The following is a 22710-nucleotide window of genomic DNA, read 5'->3' as shown; positions in this document are numbered from 1 at the left end:
AAAGAAAAATTATGTAGACCAGGCAAAAAACTACTTCTCGCCTTTTTCTCCATCCTTTTCATCGTCTTTTTTGTCGTCCATCTTCTTGTCGTCACCTTTATCGCCATGGTCATCCTTATCCCCATCTGCGCCCAAGGGAAAGGTGTTCTGAATGGACGAATTGTCAGCCAGGGACCCGGCGAAGGTCATTCCGCCAAAGGACAAGGCAACAAGTAAGGTCAGTAAAGCAGTGAATAATTTAACCATGATTCAGCCCTCCAATATAAATAAAGGTTAACCACGCTCTCCCTCGAATCATCTTGGGAGAATAACTCTAACTACCCACAGGACCGGCTAAATGAGCAAAAATCATTCCCCTGAATTATGTAAAACTCAATCGCATAACATATTGTTTTTGTTTATGAAATACAAAAGTTCTGCCTTGGGAATTTATGAAGAATTTCTAATAATTTCACCAAAAATAAAATTACATCCAAAAAAGAATAAAAAAATGCACGAAAAACGATTAGAATACAATGGCTTGCGTGACAATATAATTAGAAAAACTCTTTTGAATTCTCATGCCCCCACACTGTATGGGTTGCCCTCCATCGAGTATGGTTTTCACTTCATCTGTTTTCAGACATAACTACTAAGAAGCAGTAAGAAACTGAACAAAAATAAGTCTAAAGGACTAGAAAGCGGATACCAAAAAAGCGAAGAGTCATGGAGTGCCCCCCGAAATTTAGGCCAGCGCTTGTTAGGTTTTCCTCAACCTGAGGAGGACCGCGATGAAGAGGAAGCGATTCACAGAAGAACAGATCGTGCGGATTTTGCGGGCCGCGGAGACGACGACGATCGAAGTCGTAGCTCGGCAGCATGGGGTCTCAGAGCAATCGATTTATCGGTGGAAGCGCCAGTTTGGGCAGATGGAGGTGGCGGATGTGCGAGAACTTCGGCAGCTCCGACAGGAAAACGCCAGGCTCAAAAAGGTCTTAGCCGAACGAGATCTCGAAGTGGAAGTGATGAAGGAACTGCAGGCAAAAAAGTGGTAAGCCCACGGGCACGTCGCCACGCGGCTCAAGCCGCCTGTGCGCGTGGGGTCAGGACTCGTCGGGCGGCCTGGCTCTGTACCACCGCTCGTTCAGGAATAGGGTATGAGGGCAAGAGGCCGAAGCGCGATGCGCGGTTGGCGAAGGCGCTGCGGGGAGTGGCCAAGCGCTATCCGCAGTGGGGCTATCGCTTAGCCGGCGGATTTCTGCAGCAACGCGGCTGGCAGGTGCATCTCAAACGGCTTCACCGCGTGTGGCGTCAGTGCGGGTTGCAGGTGCCCATTCGGAAGCCGCGCAAAAAAGTGGTGACGGGGGCGACGCTCCAGCCTACCGCTAAGACGAAGAATGACGTGTGGAGTTGGGATTTCGTCCATGATGTGACGACGGCTGGTGAGCCCTTCCGGTGTTTGACTGTGAAGGATGAGGCGACATGCTTTTGTTTAGCCATTGAAGTGGATCGTTCGTTCTCACATCAGCGCGTGATCGCCGTGCTGAAACGCCTGCTGGTGCTCTATGGACGCCCCCGGTACGTCCGGAGTGATACCGGGCCCGAGTTGATGGCTCAACCGTTGCTCCTGTTTTTCAAGGACCAGGGGATCACGCCGAGTCGGATTACTCCCGGCAAGCCATGGCAGAATGGGAGCAATGAAAGTTTCAATGGGACCTTGCGGCGGGAATGTTTAGACGCCGAGCGCTTTCACAGCTTGACCGAAGCCCAGGTCGTCATCGAAGATTGGCGTCACCAGTATAATCAAGACCGGCCTCACAGTACGCTGGGCTATTACACACCAGCGACCGCTTATTGGGGCACGTCGAGTCGTGAATCGGGAGCAGGAGGCTTTTCAGACTCAGCGGCGGAAAAATCGACGCACATAATTGGCCGTGAAGCCACGATCGTTGATCATCCTACCCCCGGGGGTCGGGGCGTGTGAAACCAGCACGAGCGTTGGAAGGAAGTAATAACTCGGAAAATCTAACATTCCAAGTGGCCAAAAAACAGGGGCAGCTCAGTCAAACTGATCTAACCGAAATGACAAATGAGTGAAAGAATAGAACCGGGGAATTGCCGACCATGAAGATCATGGAACTGAATAGGGGGTGAAGAAGGATGAAGAAGAGCGAGGGCGGCCCTTGAAATAATTTTATTCCCTGGGCAAGGCTTCAACAGTTCCCACTCGAATGGTCAAAAATTTTTCAATAAACTGGGTTCGTTCTTGAATCTGTACGGGTGAGTATCGGCCATTTCTTGGTGTGAGTCGGGTATAGTCTTGAAGGGCTAAGCGGGCACGATCGGCTTTATATGATCTAAGATGGGCCGCGATTTGTTGTAAGATGTCCAGGGCCTGGCGATTGGCTACGTGGTAGGTGAAGCTGGGAGTGTGGTTGGCCTTGGTAGCTCGTTTGTTGGTGATTTTTCCTACTCCAGTGATTTCTTGGACATGCTTGAGAATGCTTATTTCCGTACTGCTAACCGTTACGACTAAACCTCGCTGTTTATTTTGATTCCTTTGCGTGAGGGTGATGGTGCCTTCTCCATCGACTATTCCTGCGAGATAGCCTGCATCCAGGGGTGACAGTGTTTTTACAGTTAGGTAGGTCATGAAATGCCCCGTGCCATTGTAGGAGGTGGGCTGGACATAAAAAGGCCTCCGGATCGTGTGACCCAGAGGCCGGTTGGTGGAGGTGAGGGGACGGATGTTCCATGCTTTTCAGCGTGGGCCGGACTATGCCTTCATCCACGTGGGATGCGGGGCGTCTTAGCATCGGATGATGCTCCGAGTGCCCGCTCATCTGACGACCAGCGGGTCTCTGAGTCTCTACAGGGCCAAAGAAGTTAGCCTCCTTCGACCCCTCGGCGTTGCCATGGCCCGGTGTGTCCGGGTGGTAGGGTTCACCGAATGAGCCCCGTGTTCACCCGAGGATTGCTCCCCGGGGCGACCATGTTTGTTAATCGAACCCCTGTCCGAGAACATTCAGCGCAACAGCCCTACGTGTGTAGCCGATGATTTGTTATTCGCAGTTGCCCACGCCCACCGACCGGCTTAGAGCACCCGCTAGCCCAGAATGTTCTCGTCCGCCGCCGCTGAGCACCGGCATTGGACCAGCCTGCAGTGTGACGCCCCTTCCTCACCCGCAGGCAAAGAGAGGAGGGACGTCGCGGTCAATTAAGCCGCGAGAGCCAAGTTATCGTTGGCACTTAATGTTTTCCCGAAGGTTTTACGAGACTCCGAGAGCTCGACACGCTCTGTTGACCTCTTGATTCCCGTCGAAGCCAGTCACCCCCTTGTTAACGTTCAACCTTTTCTCCCTGACAATCAGAGAGTTCCTTTATTATACACTGATCCTCCCCTTAAATTCACAAACATTATCTTTGGGAAGATTATTCTTTTTATAAGATAGTCACTAAAGAAGAAAGATCAACCGATTGTGTGCCAAGGGGACATGACCTTCAACTCCATCCTCATTTTTCTGCTGAAACCCTGGAGCCCTTTGAAGTCTGGGGCACTCTCACGCTTCGTTCATTCCAGGCTAAGTTTTTTAAGTGTTCCCGGCTCCTTCTTTTGGGATAATCTCCTTCGGTTGTGATTTTTCTCGTACCCTGTGGTATGGGTGGAGAATGATTTTTTAGGATGTGTAATGAGATTCAATGTAACAAGCAGAGAAGAGGAAGGAGCAGAGGCTTATGGCGTGGACGTTGTTGGTGGTGGCAGGAATATTTGAGATCATCTGGGCCACGGGATTGAAATATACAGATGGGTTTACCCGGTTATGGCCCAGTATTGGCACCGTGGTGGCCATGGCCGTCAGTATGGTTTGCCTGTCGTTAGCCTTCCGGGTGATCCCGATGGGAACCGCTTACACGGTATGGACAGGTATTGGTGCGGTGGGCACTGTTCTGTTGGGTATTCTGCTATTTGATGAGCCGAAAAATGCGGTCAGATTATTCTGTATTACCCTCATTATTGTGGGCATTGCGGGGTTGAAATTGTCTGATCCTTCTTGATCAAAAAAAGTGTTTGTGGATTCTTTTTCTTATCGACCTGGGATTTCAGGTGTAAAGGGAGGTGGGTTTCCCTGTTTTCGCAAAGAGCCCGCATCTGAAGAGGGTCTATTTTTACCCATTTGCCCGCAGAAAGGCTGGAAACGGGAGGTAAGCCTAGGGTGGGGGGAGTGCTTAAATGGAGTACTGAAAGTCGGCACGGCCCCTGGGCGGTTCAGCCAGAATCCCCCTGGATTTGAGCAAATCAATGATTTGGTGGGTACAGTCGTCGAAATTTTCCGGCCCTGCAAAAATCAAATCGGTATCGGGCTGAGGACCTAGTAAATCTTTGGCCATATGGATGGTGATGACCGGGATCGGGTTCACCAACGTTTGTACGGTTTGCACGATGTGTTTGGTCGGTTCATGGAGTGCATTGGTTGTGGAAATCACCAATGAGCCTGTATCAGTCAGCAAACGCACGACTTCGCCAAACCGTCGGATGATCTCATCCGGTTTTGTGTCAACGAGATCCGCATCAAGTCCCCGTTGCAGATTCTCCGGCGCGAGAAGGTAGGCATGTCGACCTTCCGCGACTAAGACGGTTTCCAGTTTTCGAGCCAAAAATCCTTTCGCGGTGGTATCTGGGCCGGTGAGTAAGACCACAGCCGCTCGATGTCCATAGTGTTGAGCCCGGTCTTCTGCTCCCACATCTCCCTTGACCCATGCGGAATCCCGTTCGCGTGCCTCCGTTCGAAAATCTTCCTGGTCATCCTGGACCAGTTCCGTGATGATTCCTCCTCCTGCCACATCGTATTCGTCCACCAGAACGAAGCGGCCGGTTGTCTCGAATTGGGCATAGAGATCAAAAGCGATGGGAGATTTGGTCCGAAGCGTGATATCGGCCACTTCATTCCGTTTCACGGTGGTTTGCGTCTGTCGGTCGTCTAAATTGGTGGCGTCCACAATGCGATGAATAATTGCTACTTCGCAGGGAACTTCTCTGGTGGCCAGTCGTAAGACATAGGGCCGGCGGGTTTCTAAGGGACGCCCTCCTAACCAGAACAAGTTGGCACGAATGCGGGTGGAGACCAACGGCCTGGCATCATCGTGTGTCGCAATTTCCCCTCGTTCCACAAAAATTTGTTCGTCCAGGGTAATGCCAACGGATTGGCCGGCTTCGGCTTGAGTGGGCGGTGGATCGAGATTAAAAGCTTCAATCGTTTCGATATTGGCTGACTTGTTGGAGGGGGAAAAGATCAGCCGGTCACCAATCTTGAGTTTTCCTGCCGTGATTCGGCCAACTAAAATCCGGCGGGCGTCGAACTTATACACGTCCTGGATGGGAAGACGAAGCGTTTGTTCGGCACGTTTGGATTCCAGATGGAAATGGGCCAGGGAATCCAATACGGATGGTCCGGTGTACCACGGAGTTTCCGGGCTTGATTTGATGATGTTGATGCCCTGTTTGGCGCTCGCGGGGATGACGTATTGGGGAATGACGTTCAATTGGGTGAGAAATTCACGGTATTCTTTTTCGATGGCGTGGAAGGTGTCTTGCCGATAATTGACCAGATCCATTTTATTGACCACCACGGTCACTTGTTTGACTCCTAACATAGAGAGCAACAGCCCATGGCGTTTTGATTGGTCGCGCACGCCTTCCAGGGCATCAATGACCAGGAGCGCCGCTTCGGCACGAGCGGCACCTGACACCATGTTTTTCAAGAATTCCTTATGTCCCGGTGCGTCAATAATGATGTACTGTCGCCCGCCCCAGGAGAAAAAGGTACGGGCCGTGTCGATGGTGATCCCCTGCTGTTGCTCTTCTAAAAACGCATCAAAAAGAAAGGCGTATTCGAATTCTTTGCCTTGTTGCTTGCAAATGGCCTGGATTTTTTCGATTTTGCCGGTTGGTAAGGTTCCGGTGTCGGCATACAGACGGCCCAAAAGCGTGGATTTGCCGTGGTCGACGTGACCCACAATCACGATATTCATTCTCTCCCGGATGGAATTGTCCTGGGGAGTGTCGGGGGATTGGCCTATGGCTGGTGTAACCGTCATCTTCACATGTATCCATCTTTGCGTAATTGTTCCATCCCTCGTCCTTCGTCTTGTGCGCGTCCTGCCCGCTCCGCCACCTTGGTGTTGCGTAATTCAATGATGACTTCATCCACATTTTTCGAGGTGGAATCAATGGGTGTCGTGCATGGGGCGCATCCCAGACTGCGATAGCGTTTGCCGGTGCCTTGATCCAGGTAGAGATTATCCAGAAAGGGAATATTTTCTAATTTGATGTACTCCCAAATATTGATCTCTGTCCAATCCAAAAGGGGATGGATCCGGATATGGGTGCCCGGAGGAAACGACAGTTTATATTGATCCCAAAGTTCGGGGGGCTGATCGCGAAAATCCCATTCATTGTTTTTGTCCCGCGGGGAGAAATAGCGCTCCTTCGCCCTGGTACTATCCTCGTCCGATCGCACACCCAAAATGACCCCGGTGTAGCCCTTCTCTTCCAGCAATTGTTTTAACCCTAGGGTTTTTAAGGCCGTGCAGCATTCCACTCGTCCCCTCGTGTGGTTCATCCCTTCGGCCAGAGCTTTTTTGTTTTGCCCTACGATCAGATTTAATCGCCATTCGCGTGCGAGGCGATCCCGATATTCAATCATTTCAGGAATCTTATAGCTGGTGTCGACATGGAGTAAGGGGAAGGGGACATGGCCAAAAAATGCTTTTCTGGCCAGCCACAACAACACCGTAGAATCCTTGCCCATGGACCACAGCATGGCCAGGTTATCAAAGTTTTTGTACGCCTCACGCAGGATATAGACGCTTTGATCTTCTAACTGGCGGATATGGTTCATGCGGGCACCACCGCCGGTGCAGGGGGGATGACGAATTTGGACTGGGGAGGGCGTCCTTGGGCCAAGGCGGTAAAGAACGCTCCGGCTTTTCCGGAATCCAGGGTATCCTGGGCAAGCGGTGTGGCTTGCGCGAGAGAGGAAGCCAATCCTGCAGCATACATCAGTAAGGCTGCATTCATGATCACCCAGTTCCGTCGGTCGCCTTTCTGGCGATCGACGAGTAATTGGGTTATCAATTGAGCTTCATGTTGGGGGTTTCCGAATCCCGGACCATTGATGGTCGAACTCATGGCTTGAAATGGTCCGGATCGGAATCCGGCATCATCGGGACGAAAGGCTAATGATGAAATATGCCCGCTTCGTAATTCGCGCGCCATGGAGGGGGCGGAGAGGGACAGTTCAGGAAATCCTTCGACACCTTGAATAATCAATGCCCGCTTCGCGCCCAGCATGTCCAAAGCTTCCACCATTTTATCCAGGTATGGAGGATGGGAAATCCCGATGACTTGTGAGCCGACCCTGGCCGGGTTCAGTAGTCTGGACACCTGATGGGACAGATTTTGCAATCCGAATGCCTGACGCAGGTCCAGTAATTTGGTTAACGGTGCATGATATCCTGCTAAATCCATGTACACCCAGGGCGATTGAGCACCATGTTCAATGGCTTCAGTCGCAGTATTGGCGATAGGAAGCTGTAAGTGACGAAGGACTTGAGGGAGATCGTAGGGGAGATCGGGGTTTTCTACGCCATGCATGAAGAGACCTGCGCCGGCTGAAGCCGCGACAAGACTTGCGGCGATGACCGCATGGATGGTGTTGTGTTTTTCTCCATAAAGAGGAAGGTCCACAATGTTTTCGGCATGCGGGAGTGGGATCGGTGGCGCCCACCTGCGGACCGTTGTGGTGAACGCGGCGAGTTCGCTGATGGATTCGGTTTTGATACGCATGGCCATCAAAAACGCTCCCACTTGAACGTCAGTGACCTGCCCTTCAATGATGGCGTTCAGAGCAAGCTTGGCCTCGTCCCAGGTCAAATCCTTGGCCCCCTTCAGCCCTTTTCCAATTTTTGCAATCAGATGATCCATGCCATGATTCCGGGTTAAAAGGTCAAAACCTGGTCAGCGGGAAGAACAGCTTCTTTCCAGAAGGCCTGAGCGGTTTGCACTTCATCTAATTCCGGAATGAGCTCTTCGACTTTCACCCCAAAATATTTCAGAGAATCCGTACACACCGAAAATTTGACGTTTCCTTTTTCTTTGGAGGTTTGCATGAGTTTCGAGAGGTCCGCTTTATCTTCTTTTTTCAAGAGTTCACGAATAAAGCCTTCTCGCCCTTTAAACTCCGGGGACATGGTCAGTTCTTTGATCTTGGTTTTGGTCATTCGACCGGCGGCTTCGTCACGGAAATAGCCACTCACCTCGATGCCACTGGCCGCTGCCAGGGCGATCCACTCACAGGCTTGGAAAAGATTGTTCCATCCCCCTCTGGTAATAATGACGGCAATTTTCTTCACTGGCGGTCTCCAATAGCTACTTGATTGAGAAAAATGAATGTGAAGTCATGAATGACGGCATGGTCATGTGACTGGATTATCATCGATGAAGCCCACATTCGGTTTTTTCCGAACTTTTCCATCGTCCGGAGCGTGGGTCTTCTCCCGGCCTGACAGGTGCCGTGCAATGGGTACATCCAATGCTGGGATAGTGTTGATCATGCAATGCATTATAGGGAACGGCATTTGTGCGAATGTAATCCCAGACCTGTTCCCATGACCAGGCGGCTAAGGGGTTAAATTTCACAAGGCCAAACTTCGTATCCCACTCGACAATAGCGGCATTGGCACGAGTGGGTGATTGATCACGCCGAATACCCGTCATCCACGCCGCATACTTTGACAGGATGCATGTGAGAGGCTCAACCTTTCGGAGTGTGCAACATTGGTTGGGGTCCCGAAGCCATAAGGCTTCCCCAAACTTTGTGGCTTGCTCGGAAGGACTGAGCGTAGATTTAACCTGAATGATCTGATCATCCTTTAACCGATAGTGTTGAATCATCCGATCCCGAACGGCATGGGTTTCAGGAAATAAAAAATCGGTATCCAAATAAAAGAGTGTGCTGCCCGGATTTGAGCGAAACATCATATCGGCCAGAACAACATCCTCGGCCCCAAAACTACAGGCCAGAATAATCGTTCCCCCATATTCCGCAATCGCGGTCTCGACAATCTTCCGAGGTGTCTGGCCCTCCATGGATCGATTGACCGCGATGAGTTCTTCCGGAGTTGGATGGGTATTGAGGAAAAGAGCCATGGCGTTTTACAGTTCTACTTTCTCCACTAACACTCGGAAATGCTGTTCTTCGGGGTCTATGGGCTCCTGTTTGAGCACATTGTGTCCATCGTTTCGAAGACTCACCGGGACGTTGCGAATCGGATCGCCGCCGTCCAACCATACTTCCAACTGTTCACCGTGGTCCATCATTTCTAATTTTAACTTGGTTTTCACGTAATTCATGGGACAGGCAACGCCCCGCAGATCGTAGACGGGCACGCCTGATGGGGAGGATTCCTTGTCAGGGGACGTGGGTATCGTCCTGGTTGATTCAGTGGATTTTTGTTCCGGTTCAGCAGGAGCCAACTTGAGGTCCTGGCCGATTTGGTCCGAAACGGTCCGGCAGAGATCCACGAACCCTTTGGTAAATGTGATTTTCCCTTGTGTCAGGTCAGCCGAAGCGTCTTTGTTCCCCAAATCGCCCACGGTCATGGCCAGATTGTGGTATTCCGCCGGCATGAGCCCTTTGGCCACAATCAACTTATCAAATTCCGCTAAGGTGTCGGCATCCGTATTCGGATCAATCCCTTCTGTGACAAGGATGGCTTTTGCTCCTGCCACCACGGCTCGATAGGCTTTGTTAATGGCAAACGCGTATTGGTGTTTTTCGGCCAACAGGCGTGCTTGATACAGTTCCTGTTCTGCTTCAAGAATCCGATTGTCGATCATCTCCAATGCGCCGCCGGCGCATTCGCCGGGTCCGAGGTCCTCAACCGAAAATTCCTCATCGCCTTCCCAGTCAATATAGAATTTTGGATCTTCCTGATATGTGGGAAGAATGGTGTAGGGGATCAGTTCATCTTTTAGTTGGAGTTTTCCCGTGCGATCAATGAACGAGAGGAGGGACTCCCCATTTTTTCTATCCCGGCGATAGAGATCGAGCAGATGCTGGACGGCAGCGGGGACGTTTTTCGCGGGGACCTTCACAATGAGTTGGGCAATTTTGGCCGTGCCGTTGACCCGTCCCCCAAGGTGTAATTCATACACTGGCGCCACATGGTCTCCAATGCGTTTGCCGACTCCATGTAATCCAATTGTGGCGATATGATGTTGAGCGCAGGAATTGTGGCAGCCACTGATTTTTACGTTCACCCCTTCCAGGTCCTCTGCGATTTTTCCGGCAGGGAACACTTCTGCCAGCGCTCGGGCCAGTCCTTTAGAAGAGGTGATTCCCAGTCCGCAGGTGTCGGTTCCTGGGCAGGAGACGATATCTGCGACGCCTTCAGCTCCAGGGTCGCCCAACCCATGAGCGACTAATTCGTCATAGAAGTGCCGGAGACGCAGTTCGGGAAGCCATCGCACCATGATGTTCTGATTGATGGTGGTACGAAGGTTTCCGTTGGCATACCGTTCGGCGAAATCGGCCAGTCCAAACATTTGCTCAGATGTGATATCACCGGAGGGGAGTCTCACCACCGCCGTTCTATAGCCTGATTGGCGTTGCGTAATCACATTGGTTGCACACCAATGATCGAACGCTTGTTGAGATGAGGCATCTCCATGTTGTGATGAGCCATGAGGGCGGCTGTTTCCATTGCCTGAGGTGGAAGTGCTGTTCCCGGATTTCGTCGGCATCATCAAGGGAGGATCATCAGGATACGGGGCCGTTTTCAATCCAAGTTTGGTGGCGCCGGATTGCAACATGGCATCGTAAGTCTCTTTCCATCGTTGAGAAAATTCATCGAACCCTAATTTGTCAATGACAAATTTCATCCGGGCTTTGCTTCGATTTTTTCGATTGCCTAAATTATCAAACACCTTGAGCATGGCTTCGATGGCGGGAATCAATTCTTCCATGGGAACGAACTCATGAAGTACTTTGGCGAGGCGCGGAGTGGACCCCAAGCCGCCTCCAACGACCATTTTGAATCCCGGAACCCCTTCGGGATTGCGAGCAGCCAGAAGCCCGACATCGTGGATGGGCGTGAGGGCACAGTCCTGCTTACAGCCGGAAAACGCAATCTTGAACTTGCGAGGAAGACTTTGGTTAAGAGGATTCCGTAATAAATGATAAGCCACGGTTTTCGCATAGGGTGTCACGTCAAACACTTCCCCGGGGCATACCCCTGCCAACGCACAGGCTGTGACATTCCGGACGGTATTGGCGCAGGCTTCTCGAGTGGTGAGTTCAACTTCGGCCAGTTTTCGCATGATGGTGCCAACGTGGCGAAGGGGAACAAAGTGCAGTTGAATATCCTGCCGCGTCGTGACATGTCCCACGCCGGTCGCAAAGGTATCCGCAATGTCTGCTACTTGGCGTAGTTGATTGGCGTTCAGACCACCAAAGGGAATCTTGATCCGGACCATTTGGACATCCGCCTGGCGCTGACCATAAATGCCGTATTGGAGTCGAAACGGTTTGAACACATCGGCTGGAGTGTCACCTGATTGCAGGCGATTGACCTCATCTTCGAAAGTTTCTATTTCTTCCAGAATCTCCTGGGGTATCGGAACCGTGTGAACAGGAGGGCGGGTGGTGACTGGTGAGGTGTTCATGGTAATTCTCCAAATCCCGAATAGAGGGGTAAATTTCTAGTGTTGGCTTAAAAATGCCCTAATTTCTGTTCGACCCTGGAATGGTCTATCCTTTGCCAAAGCTAAATATGATACATCAGGCAGCGCTGGGTTTCGAGCGTTTGATACTGTTCGACTAATTTTTGTAGGGAAATGCCACGCAAAACTGCCTGCTCCGCCTCTTGAACCTGTTGCCAAATATTTGAAAGTAAGACGTTCGGAACCTGTCGGCTTTCCGAATGGCCGTTGGTGTGCCCATGTTGCAGCAATGGTTCTGTCGCCCACCCATTCATTGAATTGACTAAATCCGCCAGGGAAATCTGACTGGGGTGTTGTGCCAGGGTATACCCTCCTTGTGCTCCTCGAAGGCTCCTTATGATCCCGGCCTGTTTCAAGTGCTGAAGGATCTGCTCAATAAAGCGAGAGGGTATGCCCTGTCGTTGGGCGATGATTTTGGCTTGAAGCGGAATGGATCTGTCCTGCTTTGCTAGCTCGATTGTGGCCATAATCCCATACGTGACTTTGATCGGAAACTTGTTCATGGTTTAATTCATACTAAAACGATAGGAATAATGTGTAATATAAAATTTGCAGAAAACATTTGTCAAGAAATATGAGTCGTACTTTTTCTTAAAAAAGGAGTTGCCGGGCACAAATGGGTGGAGGGATTTATCAGCAGGGAGCCATTCTTTCAAACAAAAAAAACTGAACAGCAATCGTAGGGCCACTAAATATTGGGAAAAAATAAGCCGATACCATGACTGGGGAAAGCCCCGTTAAAGTCACCGGTTGCAATGTTTGAGAGCTTTGAGGACCAATGAGATGAAAGACCTTGCTGATCTGCTTGAAGAAGTTCAGACCATCGTCCAGTCTATTCGGGAAGAGAAGATGATACTTGAGGATCGGCTGAATATGTTGGAGAACGACTTATCGACTATGGAGAAAGCGAAAAAGTCCATTGCTTGTGATCTACAGGAAACGCGGGAAAGACTCGGACGGGAACTACAAGATACAAAGGAGAAATTGGATCAGGTACATCCGGCAATACAAAGTTTGCAAGATGAGCTGCAGAATACCGAAGTGCAGAATAATCTTCTGGTTATGGATCTTAAAAAGAAAGACGAAGAAATAAAAACATTAGAATTGCGCCTTCGTGAATACACTTCCTTGACTTCTTCATCCTTCCGAGCTGAAAAGCCCATTGGCTAAGCTCGGGGAATGCCTTTCAACTCAAATCCTCCGACTGTGGAGAGATGTCTTAAAACCCCGATCTTGCGTTGGTTCCTTCCTGAGTCGAGTTGATAGCCCCCAGTCAGCATTTTCATTCCTGGTATGAGGAACCTTTAAAGGACCAAGAAGTGGGGGATTCCTTCACTTGGCCAATTCTCGATATAGGCCGGTGAATGATAAATAGGAATATCCATAGGATTGAAATGCCAGGTCTGAAATTTCGTTTGGGCATTAAGGTGGGAGCAGGATGGGAAATGCCTGTTGGTTAGGCCACTCAAAATGTTTTCTGGCGTTGCTCATTAAAATTAACCGTCAGATGATGAGATCCATTGAGGTAGCGGTACAAAGGATAGTCTGCTCAAAGGATTGGAGGGCATCAACCTTATACGCGATCCGTTCCTTCACAAGGATGGGGGCCATGTGGCTCGCTTCCTTAAAAAAAAGGGAGGAATGAAACCTCTTATTCATTGTACAATGGTCCTTCATTACCAGGGAGATGAGGAGAATCTCCTGCATTAAGTCAGAATAGTTCCATTCAGCAAAGGTATCGTGGCACGTATACCCACTTGTCATCAGAGGAGGGTCCTATGGCATCCAAAGTGAAAAAAGCCCAGACTAAAAAGAAGGGGCCGGCACAATCAAAGCCAAAGGTCGTTGCAACAAAGAAGGCAGCACCCAAGCGTTCCTCATCAAAGAGTCAGGGGCTGGCTTCAGGATCTCGAAATCCCTCAACAAAAATAAGAACGGTATCTACCCCTAAAACGAAAAAACCGGCCCAACAGAGTACACGCATAGCGGCGACGTCTGAGTTGCAGGTTGGGGATCCTGCTCCTGCTTTTTCCCTTCCTGATGATACTGGACGCATTGTGAATTCATCTGAGCTTCGAGGAAAAAAAGTGGTGATATATTTCTACCCGAAAGATGACACGCCCGGGTGTACGACAGAAGCCTGTTCGTTTCGAGATGGTATCCAGGAATTGAGAAAGAGCGGGGCGGTCGTGTTCGGAGTGAGTGCGGATTCGGTCTCCTCTCACCGGAAGTTTTCCGATAAGTTTCAACTCAATTTTCCCTTGTTAAGCGATGAGTCCAAGGCCATGATTCAGGCCTATGGGGTGTGGAAAGAAAAGTCAATGTATGGCCGGAAATATATGGGGATTGAACGTACGACGGTAGTGATCAATGAAGATGGGACCATAAGGAACGTATTCCCTAAGGTCAAAGTGAACGGGCATTTTACTGAAGTGCTTCAAGCCCTCAGATAGTGTGGCCCTGAAAAATGATGACAGGTGAGGGAAAACCTTCTACCCATGCCGTTCATGGGCGTCCCCAATTTGAGAAAAAGTCTCTTCCCCGAAGATGGCATTCGCATTGAAGTAATATTTGAATTCAAGCAGATTATGCGACGGATCTTCCAGGAAAAACGTCAAATGTTCGAGAGGAGTATCAGGAAATCGTCTACGGGGTTCACGAAAAAATATGAGGCTATTCGTTTGGGCCCGGTTCCGGAGTTCATTCCACTCCTCTTCTGTCCGGCAGATTAACCCGAAATGTCGGGGGTAGATACTTGTTTGTCGGGGGCCAAGGTCCTCGGTCACATGGGCGACAATTTGGTGGCCGTGGAAATTTAATGTGATGGCGACGGAAGACTGGCGGCCCAAGCCGCACCCAAGGCCTTCAATATAAAATTTTTTCGTGGATTCGATATCCTTAACCGGAATGGAAAGATGAAAGATGGAAGAAGACATATTAATAGTTCCCTTATGCAATTATCCCATGTTTTGGATGATCAATGAAAATATGTTGCTGTTTATAGATGGCTAAGGTTGAGCAATTCAATAAAAAATGGACATTAAGTACCCTAGGGAAAACGATTTTTAACTACAGGCTTACCACAGCCGTTCCAATACCCGGCGCTCATCCATGGGGTGGTATGCCGAATCGCAAACCTGCCAGTGCGATCGAGGATGAGGCATCCGGCCTCCCCCTGTATTCGGCTGACGAGTGCCTTCAGTGCATAGTTGGTCGCTTTTGCGGGCGTCCAGCCTAGCCCCAGCAGGATAGCTAGATATTTGGCCATGCCGGCTCGTATGATGGATTCTCCTAATCCCGTCATGGAAATGGCCCCGGCGGTATCATCGGCATACACTCCCGCGCCGATTAAGGGGGTATCTCCAACACGGCCAGGTAACATGACCGCAACTCCCCCTGTTGAGGCCCCTGCGGCAAGATGGCCGGCACAGTCTAGAGCGACCGCACCGACGGTGTCATACAATCCTAACTGACGGTAAAGCGCCTGGGATTTAGGGTTAATCGTGTTTCGTGAACTCCGTTTGTTCCTCAGTGGAGTCGAACTCTTCAGATGGACCAATCGGGCTAAACCAAAATGCCGAGCCAATCGCTTAGCATGTGGGCCGACTATCAATACATGGTCGGTGTCGGTCATGATCCGTCGCGCGGCGCAGATGGGATGAAGATATCCTTCCAGCCCTGCTACGCCGCCCGCCGATAAGGTCTGCCCGTCCATGATCGATGCGTCCATCCGTTGAATCCCGTCGAGTTGTCGAAGCGATCCCCGCCCGGCATTAAACTGTCCCGATTCTTCCAGGTAGCGGATCATGGTTTCTAACGCATCTAATGATGAATTCCCTGACTTGAGGCATTTATGTCCCTTCACGAGTGCCTCTGTCAGGCAAACTAACTGACTGTGGGTTGGTTGCCGGGAGCCTGCACCCCCATGGATCAGGACTTTAGGTATCGGGATAGGTGTTGGCTTAGCCAAAGGCCGAAGGACTTATTAAAAAAATAGAGTGGAGTGCCGGGTGGATGCTGCTTCCAGTGTTAAGCCGGCTGTTCAATTTTTATTTTCTCATAATAGGTGCACTGGTTGCGACCGTGGGATTTAGAATGATAGGCGGCTTTGTCTGCGTCAAGGAGAAGGGCGGTGATATTGGGATAAGGCATATCCGGCGTGTGTGTTGCGACTCCCAGAGAAATGGTGACGGCAAGGTTTTGATTTTTGGCTATTTCATGGGTGGCATTGCGAAACGCTGAGAGGATTCTTTTACACACTATTTTAGCGGCGGGTGAGGAGGTTTTCGGAAGAATGAGCACGAATTCTTCTCCTCCGTATCGTCCGACCATATCGGTGGTGCGAACCTGGGCAAGCAGTAGACGTGCTGTGGATTGAAGAACGCTATCCCCCGCCTGGTGTCCATAGGTATCATTGATGGATTTGAATTTATCAAGGTCTCCAAATACCAGGGTCAAACATTCTTCATTGGCGAGCGCTTGTTTAAAAGAGGAGTCTAAGTATTGATCGAGGGAAGCTCTTGTCAATGCCCCGGTGAGGGGATCATTGCGGTGGACTTCTTCCAAATTATGGAATTGGGCTTCCATCGTCACTTTGTTGATTTGGAGTTCCTGAACTTCCTTAATAGTCTGAAGGCTTCGGAGGAGAAGTGTCTCCCTGGCTTTTTCCAGAATGGCTTGAGGTTCGGTCCACGTCTGTAGGTCTGTCTGAAAAACTTTCTCCGTCTCTGGAATAAGGTCTTCGGTCGTTTCCAGCACCTCCATAAGCGCCTCTGGAGTGAGATTCAGCAAGTTATGGCCTTCTTCTTTGACAACCTGGAGATATTCGCTATGAGACTCGCGTAGAAATATTTCCGCAATTTTCCCTGACAGCGACACACAATAGACAAATTTCGCGCGTTCATCTTGCGGGGGAATTCGGGAGGAATCATCGCTCCCGGCTATAGCCAACCGGATGCGGTCTGGAAAATTCCACTGCCTCAAGAGCCAACTTCCCACAGCGGCATGATTCACTGCTAGACATTGTTTTTCGTGGGCGATAATGCTGGCATGGCATGTTTGATCCAGCTCCGGGGAATTATAGAGGTCCAGGAACACTTGATCGAGTGCGAGCATTCCAAGATCTTGTATGAGACTCGAAAGATACAACTCTTCTATTATTCCGGTTAATCCACACGTTGTCCCAAGGACACGACAGGCAGTTCCAGCTAGGATGGCACGTTTCCAATACAGCGAATAGTCCAAGCCAGACTTTCGATGGGTCTGAAGCGATTTCATTAACGAAAAGGACAGAGCGAGTGAAATGGTCGCATTGAGACCAAGGACCATGACCGCTTGATGAAGATTCTCGATTTTTTTTGAATAAGGGTATAAGGGAGAATTGGCGGTTCGTAGAATTTTGCTGGCCAGCGCCGGATCACAATGCAGAATTTTGATGATACCGTCGATATCGACTTCGGGGTCGTTGGTTAGGTTGATTATTTTTATGGCGACGTTTGTCGGGCTTGGAAGGCTTGGGCAGGATTGTAGTTTCTTTTCAAGTTCTGGTGTCATAAAGCACTCTTGGTCAGAAGGCCTTCGCGAGTGTCTCGAAAGACTCTGCATCCGAAGAACTACCAATCCTCATACTATCGAGATCCATGAATACGAGGATATATCCGTGATGTTTTCTGATTATAGGCATTTCGGCATATTTGTATGTCATCTGAATAGGCGTGAGAGGAAAATCGGTTTCTCTCCTTTTAATTCGGAAGCGATCCTCCTGATTGACCGGCTCGAAGCGAGAAGGTGGGATAAGGGAAAATGCAAGTGCAAAACATTGGGTCTCTAGATAATAGGCATGTTCTGTCACATTGCTGTTGATTTGGCTGTTTTTGTCGGGTTTGCAAATTCTGTGGATGATGGGACGAGCCATTCCGGAAAATCCAGCGAGGCAGGGTTCGCCAGGTGGGTCACCATCATATTGAGGGCCGAGCTAAGGAGACGGCCGGGAAGAACAGCGCCTAGTGGAAAAGGTGGCTTTGCGCTTGGTTCAGGTTAGGATCCTGAAAACGATCCAGGTCTAATCGGACAAAACCAAGGCCCGCGACACAGAGTTCAAAATTCGTTGAAAGCGTTTGAAAGAGTGCCGGTGGGTTTTTGCCCTGAGGGTCTTGATGGGTAGCCACAATACTGTAGGAGCGTTTCCCGGCTTTAACGTAATCCACCAAAAAATCTTTGTGGTGAATAAGTCCGGAGCATTTTATCCGTTTGCAATATTCGGGGAAGAGTCCGGCGAGGAACAAGGTCAGGTCCCCAATATGACGATGAATATCCCGCTCTTTTTCAGCAGAAGACTGTTGGGTATGGGATTCGGCCGCGTACAGGAGCTCAACCACTGTTTCGACGGGTTCTCCCTCATGGTCTTTAATACGGGAGAGTTGATCGATATGGATAAATTCGAGAAGCAGGTTTGAAACATATTCCGTCACTTGAAAATCCGGCCATCCCAATGCTTCGGAAAAGTTTCGTTCTGTTAACCGACCAAATAACTGCCTTAGAGGATGTTGTTCAGGGATTTGTGTCATCAATGCCCTTCCCTCTCTTTCCACCGAATGGCCCTTCGTCAGGGTGTGTCGGTTTCTATGTATGTCTATCGGTCTGATGAAAAAGGTTCTTAACCTTATTTACTCCTTTGCCTGCCCTGCTGTCCAGAATGAGGGTCATTGGACCGTCATTGTCCAATGACACGACCATTGTCTTACCAAATATTCCTGTTTGTACAGATAGATCAAGGGCTCGGAATTGTTCCAGTAATTCCTGGTATCGCACACGTGCTTCTTCGGGAGGCGCTGCCAATTCAAAGCTTGGGCATCGTCCTTTTCCGGTATTAGCCAGTAAGGTAAATTGAGAGATCAGGAGGAGTTCGCCATTGATGTCTTGGAGGGCATCGGTCATTTTCCCTTGTATGTCAGGGAAAATTCGCAGGCGAGGAATTTTTTGGACCATGAAGGACACGTCTTGTTCGGTATCGCCTTGGGCCACACCTAGCAGAATGACGAGCCCCCGGTTGATATGGGCGATGACTTGGCTTTCCACCGTGACTGAAGCCTGTGTGACGCGTTGAATAACGGCAATCATGTGACCCTTCGTGATATCGCCTATCTTAGGACAGCCGTGCATGATGACGGGAAGCCGGTCAGTCCACATGCTTACGTTGTAGAAGACGCTTTGCGTATCTTTCGTCGCAACATGAGGGTCAGGTGCGTGAGCTCCTCTGACTTGAATACATAGTGAACGGAAAAATATCCAATCGTGCTTGCAACAAGCGCCACAATCAACCAGGCAACTTTTTCGAGGCTCTGTCCTGTTGTCTGCCATAGCGGGAATCCTGCAATCCAGAGAGAAACGGCGATGAGGGGGAGAAGCGCTATTCCTGTGCGGACCAGGGATATGCCGAGTGTCTTCCACAGTAGCCCCTGAAGGCGGTTCCCCAAAACGGTCAGTAAGATAAGGGTGTTCCCCACTGCGGCACATGCGGTCGCCAGGGCTAACCCAGTGTATTGAAGCCATTGCATAAGCCATAATGACAGCCCAATGTTGAGGCCAACCGAACCTACAGCCACGATGGCGGGTGTTTTCGTATCTTGAAGGGAATAAAATGCGGTTGCCAGAATTCGATAACTGGCGAATGCCCACAATCCGATTGAAAATCCGAGAAGGGCCGAAGCGGTTCCAGCCGTGTCCATGGCCGAAAAGGCGCCATGCTCGAAAAACACATGAATTATGGGTATGCGTAATAGGATCAGCCCAACCATTGATGGAAGAATGATAAATAGCACCATGCGTAACCCGAAATTTACCGTTTCCCGTAGTTCATGAATGGCTCCACGGGCTGCTTGGCCGGATAAGGTTGGCAAAATGGCTGTGGCCATTGCCACACCAAAAATCCCTAACGGGAATTGAATGAGTCGCATTCCATAAAACAGATACGTGGGGCCCCCTTGAAAATACGAAGCTAAAATCGTGCTGATGGTGAGATTGATTTGGGTCACAGCTAAGCCTAACAGGGAAGGAATGAGCAGAAACCCCATTCGTTTCACCCCGGGATGGTGCGGATGAAAATTCCAGGACAATGGGAAATCATTCTTGTGTAAACTGGGTAATTGCATGAGGAATTGAGCGAGCCCTCCCACCACAATGCCAATGGCTACAGCCAGAATCGCCTGATCAAATAACGGGGAAATGGCTACTGCAAAGAAAATGACACACAGATTAAAAAAGACAGGAGCTAGGGCAGGAACGGCAAATGAATGGAGGGAATTAAGTATTCCCATGGCCAGAGCCGCCAGGCTCACGAAGAGTAAATAGGGAAACATGATCTGCGTGAGGAGCGTGGTCGTGGCGAGTTGATTTGCTTGACCATGGAGGCCTGGCGCAAGAAGCCAGACGAGACTCGGAGCGGCAACGATGCCCAGTAAGGTGACAAGGGTCACGAGCGTCAGGAGCGTGGTAAATGCTGCGCTGGCTAATTCCCAGGTTTCCTGCTTGGAGCGGGTCGAATGATATTCGGTGAACACCGGGATAAAGGCGGAAGACATGGACCCTTCCGCAAAAAGTTCTCGCAACAGATTGGGAATTCGATAGGCGATGTAAAAGGCGTCTGCTGAAGCGTTGGCGCCAAACAGATTGGCGAGAGTGACATCTCGAATAAATCCGAGAATCCGACTACAGAAAGTAGCTCCGCCGATCAGCCCGGCCGCACGGCTAATACGTTGGGTCTCTCCTTGAGGAGATGACGGGACTGGTGGAGGTTGAGCTGATTGAGACATCCGAATCGGAATGTTACCGGAAAGGGTTGAGTTGTTTCATCTGACAGATATCAGAGAGCGATCGTTTTGCTCGAAGATTAAAAAAGGGCCCGGGTTCGCACGCAGAGCCTGGATACGGGTTTTTTCGGTTGTTTCTGAATTGACACCCTCTAAATCATGCTTTAGCATCAATTCCCTTTTGTCCATCCAATTCTTCATCTTATGACAAGATCTTCGTTGACTCAATCCAGTCTGCCACGATGGTGGTGCTTTGCGACCGCGTTCTCGACCGGTGCGGTGGTGATGGCGTTGGAAATTTTAGGAAGCCGACTTCTCGCGCCGGTTTTTGGCAGTTCGCTATATGTCTGGGGCGCGCTGATTGGGGTGGTCCTGGCTGCCATGAGCAGTGGCTATGCCGCTGGAGGCTGGCTGGCTGATCGATATGCTCCGCAGCGGGTGTTGGCTGGGCTGTTGTTGCTGTCCGGCGCTTGGACCTTGTTGTTGGCTTGGGTAGGGCAACCCGTCGTTTTTGGAGTGGCCCAATGGATTCAGGATCCTCGCTGGGGGCCATGTTTTGCCGCCAGTGTGCTATTGGCGGTTCCGGCATTTGGGTTGAGCGGCGTTCTCCCGGCCCTCTTGCGTTTGGCTATCGGGGATATGGGGCATCTTGGACGTCATACCGGTGGCATGATTGCGGTTTCAACCATCGGAAGCCTCATCGGAACGTGGGGGACGTCCTTTTATCTTTTAACCTGGCTGGGTAGTGCTACATTAGTCGCTATCCTTGGCGTGGTCCAGGTATGTCTCGGTCTATGGTGGACATTCAGAGTTGGAATACTCCAGCCGAGTTTACAGGCCCTGCTTCTTGCGGGATTAGCCGGAGTGACCTGGATGGGTTTTCACCCGGTCAGCATTTTGCCACCGGCCATTTATCAGGAGGATAGCCCGTACCAACAGGTTAGAGTGAGTGAAAATGATTTATTCCGTTATCTCATTTTGGACAATACCTTCCACGCGGTGATGTGGAAAGCGACTCCGGAATCTCTTGCTTTGCCCTATAGCCAAGTCATGATGGGTGTGTTGCCAATTGTCGAGAAACCCAAGCGAGGATTGATTCTAGGCCATGGCGGAGGATCATTGGCAAAGTGGCTAGGGAAGAACTGGCCGGATTTGGAATTAGATGTGGTCGAAATGGATCCGTCTGTAGTCCGGGCAGCTGAACGGTATTTTGGTTATACGCCACCGCTCAACCATCATGTTTATGTGGAAGACGCCCGTACGTTTTTACGAAAAAATCCTTTCCAGTATGATGTGGTGTGGGTCGATGTGTTTGCCAGGCATCTCATTCCGTTCCATGTGACGACTCGGGAATTCTTTGAGGAATTACGGGAGCATGTGCACCCGGAAGGCGCGGTTGCTGTTAATTTGGCGTCTTCCGATTCACCCGCGAATGTTCGCCGTGCACAAGCCGTGTTGACCACGATGCAACTGGCGTTTCCTGATGTGGTGTCCTACGGTGTTGCGGGCCCTGAATGGTTAGATACAAAAAAAGGATCCGTGAACCTGATTTTTTTTGGTGGAAAACCTGTCTCCGTTATGCGTGATTCGCAGTTTTTGGATGTTCTGGCTCGTCAGATGAATCGGGATCGATTTCCGCCAGAAGGGTTTGCATTTTTCATGTCACAGGAGCCGGTCCTTCTGGCTCCTGGTCAGATTCTGACTGATGATTTCTCTCCGCTAGATTTACTTCAAGGGGAAGGGTAAGTATCCCTTTCGCTTTGAGTCAGCAGGGTTCCTCCCCTCATTCCTAAAAACGACGTGGGATACCTCTCAACTTGCTAAGGGGAGCTTACTTAGAAAGGTGGCTTGTTCCTGTTTGGTATGGTGGAATAATCCGGGTGTTGCCAAAACGGTTAGAGGCCACTCTAGGGAGTGTTGAATAATAAAGATGTTCAAGGGCAAATTTGCCCAGGGTTAGATTACTCCTCAAGGCTCCGGGTCGGTTCAAAAAAGTCCGTCCAGCAAGGCCGCAGCCGTTTTTACGCGCGGAGCCTACGCTTAGTAGGTGAGCACGGGAAAATGGCGAGAACGCCGCTGGCGGCTTTTTTCAACAGACCCCTCTAACAAAGAAGGGATCCACACATGTGGGGTCCTGGCATG

20 protein-coding genes and 1 other RNA gene are annotated in these 22710 nt (G+C 50.2%); 5 read left to right on the top strand and 16 right to left on the bottom strand.

Features of this window, described 5'->3' with window-relative positions; genetic code table 11:
- Positions 1 to 30: 30 nt before the first annotated feature.
- Positions 31 to 246 carry a hypothetical protein gene (locus ACTRXD_RS12485; protein WP_312742213.1) on the bottom strand — a complete coding sequence of 72 codons (216 nt, stop codon included), beginning with the start codon at positions 244 to 246 and terminating at the stop codon, positions 31 to 33.
- 524 nt (positions 247 to 770) lie between these two features.
- Between ACTRXD_RS12485 and ACTRXD_RS12480 the strand changes: the two genes are divergently transcribed.
- Positions 771 to 1963 (top strand): IS3 family transposase gene (locus ACTRXD_RS12480; RefSeq protein ID WP_442432130.1). Its coding sequence is split into 2 segments (ribosomal slippage): positions 771 to 1020 and positions 1020 to 1963, totalling 1194 coding nucleotides; the frame shifts between segments, so codons are not numbered across the junction.
- Between the two features lie 210 nt (positions 1964 to 2173).
- Here ACTRXD_RS12480 and ACTRXD_RS12475 read toward each other — a convergent pair.
- Positions 2174 to 2632 carry an LAGLIDADG family homing endonuclease gene (locus ACTRXD_RS12475; protein ID WP_442432129.1) on the bottom strand — a complete coding sequence of 153 codons (459 nt, stop codon included), beginning with the start codon at positions 2630 to 2632 and terminating at the stop codon, positions 2174 to 2176.
- Positions 2633 to 2979: 347 nt separating this feature from the next.
- Positions 2980 to 3308, bottom strand: a transfer-messenger RNA (tmRNA) gene (ssrA, locus tag ACTRXD_RS12470).
- A gap of 406 nt (positions 3309 to 3714) precedes the next feature.
- On the opposite strand from ssrA, the gene sugE reads away from it, so the two are divergent.
- The gene (gene sugE / locus ACTRXD_RS12465; RefSeq protein ID WP_442432128.1) at positions 3715 to 4035 is read left to right on the top strand and encodes a quaternary ammonium compound efflux SMR transporter SugE; all 321 of its coding nucleotides are present in this window, start codon (positions 3715 to 3717) and stop codon (positions 4033 to 4035) included.
- A gap of 171 nt (positions 4036 to 4206) precedes the next feature.
- On the opposite strand, the gene ACTRXD_RS12460 is transcribed toward sugE, so the two are convergent.
- The 7 genes from ACTRXD_RS12460 to ACTRXD_RS12430 form a co-directional block, all read right to left on the bottom strand.
- Entirely contained in the window at positions 4207 to 6075 is a 1869-nt protein-coding gene (locus ACTRXD_RS12460; protein ID WP_442432127.1) for a GTP-binding protein, read from the bottom strand.
- Positions 6076 to 6077: 2 nt separating this feature from the next.
- Positions 6078 to 6878 carry a sulfate adenylyltransferase subunit CysD gene (gene cysD / locus ACTRXD_RS12455; RefSeq protein WP_442432126.1) on the bottom strand — a complete coding sequence of 267 codons (801 nt, stop codon included), beginning with the start codon at positions 6876 to 6878 and terminating at the stop codon, positions 6078 to 6080.
- On the bottom strand, positions 6875 to 7963 hold the full coding sequence (locus ACTRXD_RS12450; RefSeq protein WP_442432125.1) for an anthranilate phosphoribosyltransferase: 1089 nt from the start codon (positions 7961 to 7963) through the stop codon (positions 6875 to 6877). Before ACTRXD_RS12450 ends, cysD begins: the two co-directional genes overlap by 4 nt.
- Positions 7964 to 7977: 14 nt before the next feature.
- The gene (locus tag ACTRXD_RS12445; protein WP_312742197.1) at positions 7978 to 8391 is read right to left on the bottom strand and encodes a DsrE/DsrF/DrsH-like family protein; all 414 of its coding nucleotides are present in this window, start codon (positions 8389 to 8391) and stop codon (positions 7978 to 7980) included.
- A gap of 79 nt (positions 8392 to 8470) precedes the next feature.
- The gene (locus ACTRXD_RS12440; RefSeq protein ID WP_442432124.1) at positions 8471 to 9187 is read right to left on the bottom strand and encodes a phosphoadenylyl-sulfate reductase; all 717 of its coding nucleotides are present in this window, start codon (positions 9185 to 9187) and stop codon (positions 8471 to 8473) included.
- A 6-nt stretch (positions 9188 to 9193) separates the two neighbouring features.
- Positions 9194 to 11704, bottom strand: coding sequence for a sulfurtransferase TusA family protein (locus ACTRXD_RS12435; protein WP_442432123.1), 2511 nt, complete (start codon positions 11702 to 11704; stop codon positions 9194 to 9196).
- Positions 11705 to 11805: 101 nt separating this feature from the next.
- Positions 11806 to 12264 carry an RrF2 family transcriptional regulator gene (locus ACTRXD_RS12430; RefSeq protein ID WP_312644883.1) on the bottom strand — a complete coding sequence of 153 codons (459 nt, stop codon included), beginning with the start codon at positions 12262 to 12264 and terminating at the stop codon, positions 11806 to 11808.
- A 280-nt stretch (positions 12265 to 12544) separates the two neighbouring features.
- Between ACTRXD_RS12430 and ACTRXD_RS12425 the strand changes: the two genes are divergently transcribed.
- Together ACTRXD_RS12425 and bcp are read left to right on the top strand one after the other, a co-directional pair.
- Complete coding sequence (locus ACTRXD_RS12425; RefSeq protein ID WP_442432122.1) at positions 12545 to 12931, top strand: hypothetical protein; 387 nt, start codon at positions 12545 to 12547, stop codon at positions 12929 to 12931.
- A 608-nt stretch (positions 12932 to 13539) separates the two neighbouring features.
- Positions 13540 to 14214: a thioredoxin-dependent thiol peroxidase gene (gene bcp, locus ACTRXD_RS12420; RefSeq protein ID WP_442432121.1), complete on the top strand. Its 675-nt coding sequence runs from the start codon at positions 13540 to 13542 to the stop codon at positions 14212 to 14214.
- Between the two features lie 39 nt (positions 14215 to 14253).
- Here bcp and ACTRXD_RS12415 read toward each other — a convergent pair whose 3' ends face one another.
- The 6 genes from ACTRXD_RS12415 to murJ form a co-directional block, all read right to left on the bottom strand.
- Positions 14254 to 14697, bottom strand: a complete 444-nt coding sequence (locus ACTRXD_RS12415; RefSeq protein ID WP_442432120.1) for a VOC family protein — start codon at positions 14695 to 14697, stop codon at positions 14254 to 14256.
- Positions 14698 to 14810: 113 nt separating this feature from the next.
- Positions 14811 to 15731: an isoaspartyl peptidase/L-asparaginase family protein gene (locus ACTRXD_RS12410; protein WP_442432119.1), complete on the bottom strand. Its 921-nt coding sequence runs from the start codon at positions 15729 to 15731 to the stop codon at positions 14811 to 14813.
- A gap of 59 nt (positions 15732 to 15790) precedes the next feature.
- Positions 15791 to 17314, bottom strand: a complete 1524-nt coding sequence (locus tag ACTRXD_RS12405) for a sensor domain-containing diguanylate cyclase (RefSeq protein WP_442432118.1) — start codon at positions 17312 to 17314, stop codon at positions 15791 to 15793.
- Between the two features lie 449 nt (positions 17315 to 17763).
- A complete protein-coding gene (locus tag ACTRXD_RS12400; protein ID WP_442432117.1) occupies positions 17764 to 18327 on the bottom strand; it encodes a hypothetical protein in 564 nt (187 codons plus the stop codon).
- 55 nt (positions 18328 to 18382) lie between these two features.
- Positions 18383 to 18880, bottom strand: coding sequence for a D-aminoacyl-tRNA deacylase (dtd, locus tag ACTRXD_RS12395; RefSeq protein ID WP_442432116.1), 498 nt, complete (start codon positions 18878 to 18880; stop codon positions 18383 to 18385).
- A gap of 71 nt (positions 18881 to 18951) precedes the next feature.
- Complete coding sequence (gene murJ / locus ACTRXD_RS12390; protein ID WP_442432115.1) at positions 18952 to 20571, bottom strand: murein biosynthesis integral membrane protein MurJ; 1620 nt, start codon at positions 20569 to 20571, stop codon at positions 18952 to 18954.
- 216 nt (positions 20572 to 20787) lie between these two features.
- On the opposite strand from murJ, the gene ACTRXD_RS12385 reads away from it, so the two are divergent.
- A complete protein-coding gene (locus tag ACTRXD_RS12385) occupies positions 20788 to 22314 on the top strand; it encodes a spermidine synthase (protein WP_442432114.1) in 1527 nt (508 codons plus the stop codon).
- The last annotated feature ends 396 nt before the right edge of the window (positions 22315 to 22710 follow it).

The sequence above is a fragment of the Nitrospira sp. T9 genome (assembly GCF_052156535.1).
Classification (GTDB): domain Bacteria; phylum Nitrospirota; class Nitrospiria; order Nitrospirales; family UBA8639; genus Nitrospira_E.
This window is presented reverse-complemented; position numbering and strand designations above follow the sequence as displayed.

Bases quoted from the DNA above. Each gene is read 5' to 3' on its own strand.
- ACTRXD_RS12485 (WP_312742213.1), bottom strand. From the start codon at position 246: ATGGTTAAATTATTCACTGCTTTACTGACCTTACTTGTTGCCTTGTCC.
- ACTRXD_RS12475 (WP_442432129.1), bottom strand. From the start codon at position 2,632: ATGACCTACCTAACTGTAAAAACACTGTCACCCCTGGATGCAGGCTAT.
- sugE (WP_442432128.1), top strand. From the start codon at position 3,715: ATGGCGTGGACGTTGTTGGTGGTGGCAGGAATATTTGAGATCATCTGG.
- ACTRXD_RS12460 (WP_442432127.1), bottom strand. From the start codon at position 6,075: ATGACGGTTACACCAGCCATAGGCCAATCCCCCGACACTCCCCAGGAC.
- cysD (WP_442432126.1), bottom strand. From the start codon at position 6,878: ATGAACCATATCCGCCAGTTAGAAGATCAAAGCGTCTATATCCTGCGT.
- ACTRXD_RS12450 (WP_442432125.1), bottom strand. From the start codon at position 7,963: ATGGATCATCTGATTGCAAAAATTGGAAAAGGGCTGAAGGGGGCCAAG.
- ACTRXD_RS12440 (WP_442432124.1), bottom strand. From the start codon at position 9,187: ATGGCTCTTTTCCTCAATACCCATCCAACTCCGGAAGAACTCATCGCG.
- ACTRXD_RS12435 (WP_442432123.1), bottom strand. From the start codon at position 11,704: ATGAACACCTCACCAGTCACCACCCGCCCTCCTGTTCACACGGTTCCG.
- ACTRXD_RS12430 (WP_312644883.1), bottom strand. From the start codon at position 12,264: ATGAACAAGTTTCCGATCAAAGTCACGTATGGGATTATGGCCACAATC.
- ACTRXD_RS12425 (WP_442432122.1), top strand. From the start codon at position 12,545: ATGAAAGACCTTGCTGATCTGCTTGAAGAAGTTCAGACCATCGTCCAG.
- bcp (WP_442432121.1), top strand. From the start codon at position 13,540: ATGGCATCCAAAGTGAAAAAAGCCCAGACTAAAAAGAAGGGGCCGGCA.
- ACTRXD_RS12415 (WP_442432120.1), bottom strand. From the start codon at position 14,697: ATGTCTTCTTCCATCTTTCATCTTTCCATTCCGGTTAAGGATATCGAA.
- ACTRXD_RS12405 (WP_442432118.1), bottom strand. From the start codon at position 17,314: ATGACACCAGAACTTGAAAAGAAACTACAATCCTGCCCAAGCCTTCCA.
- ACTRXD_RS12400 (WP_442432117.1), bottom strand. From the start codon at position 18,327: ATGACACAAATCCCTGAACAACATCCTCTAAGGCAGTTATTTGGTCGG.
- dtd (WP_442432116.1), bottom strand. From the start codon at position 18,880: ATGATTGCCGTTATTCAACGCGTCACACAGGCTTCAGTCACGGTGGAA.
- murJ (WP_442432115.1), bottom strand. From the start codon at position 20,571: ATGTCTCAATCAGCTCAACCTCCACCAGTCCCGTCATCTCCTCAAGGA.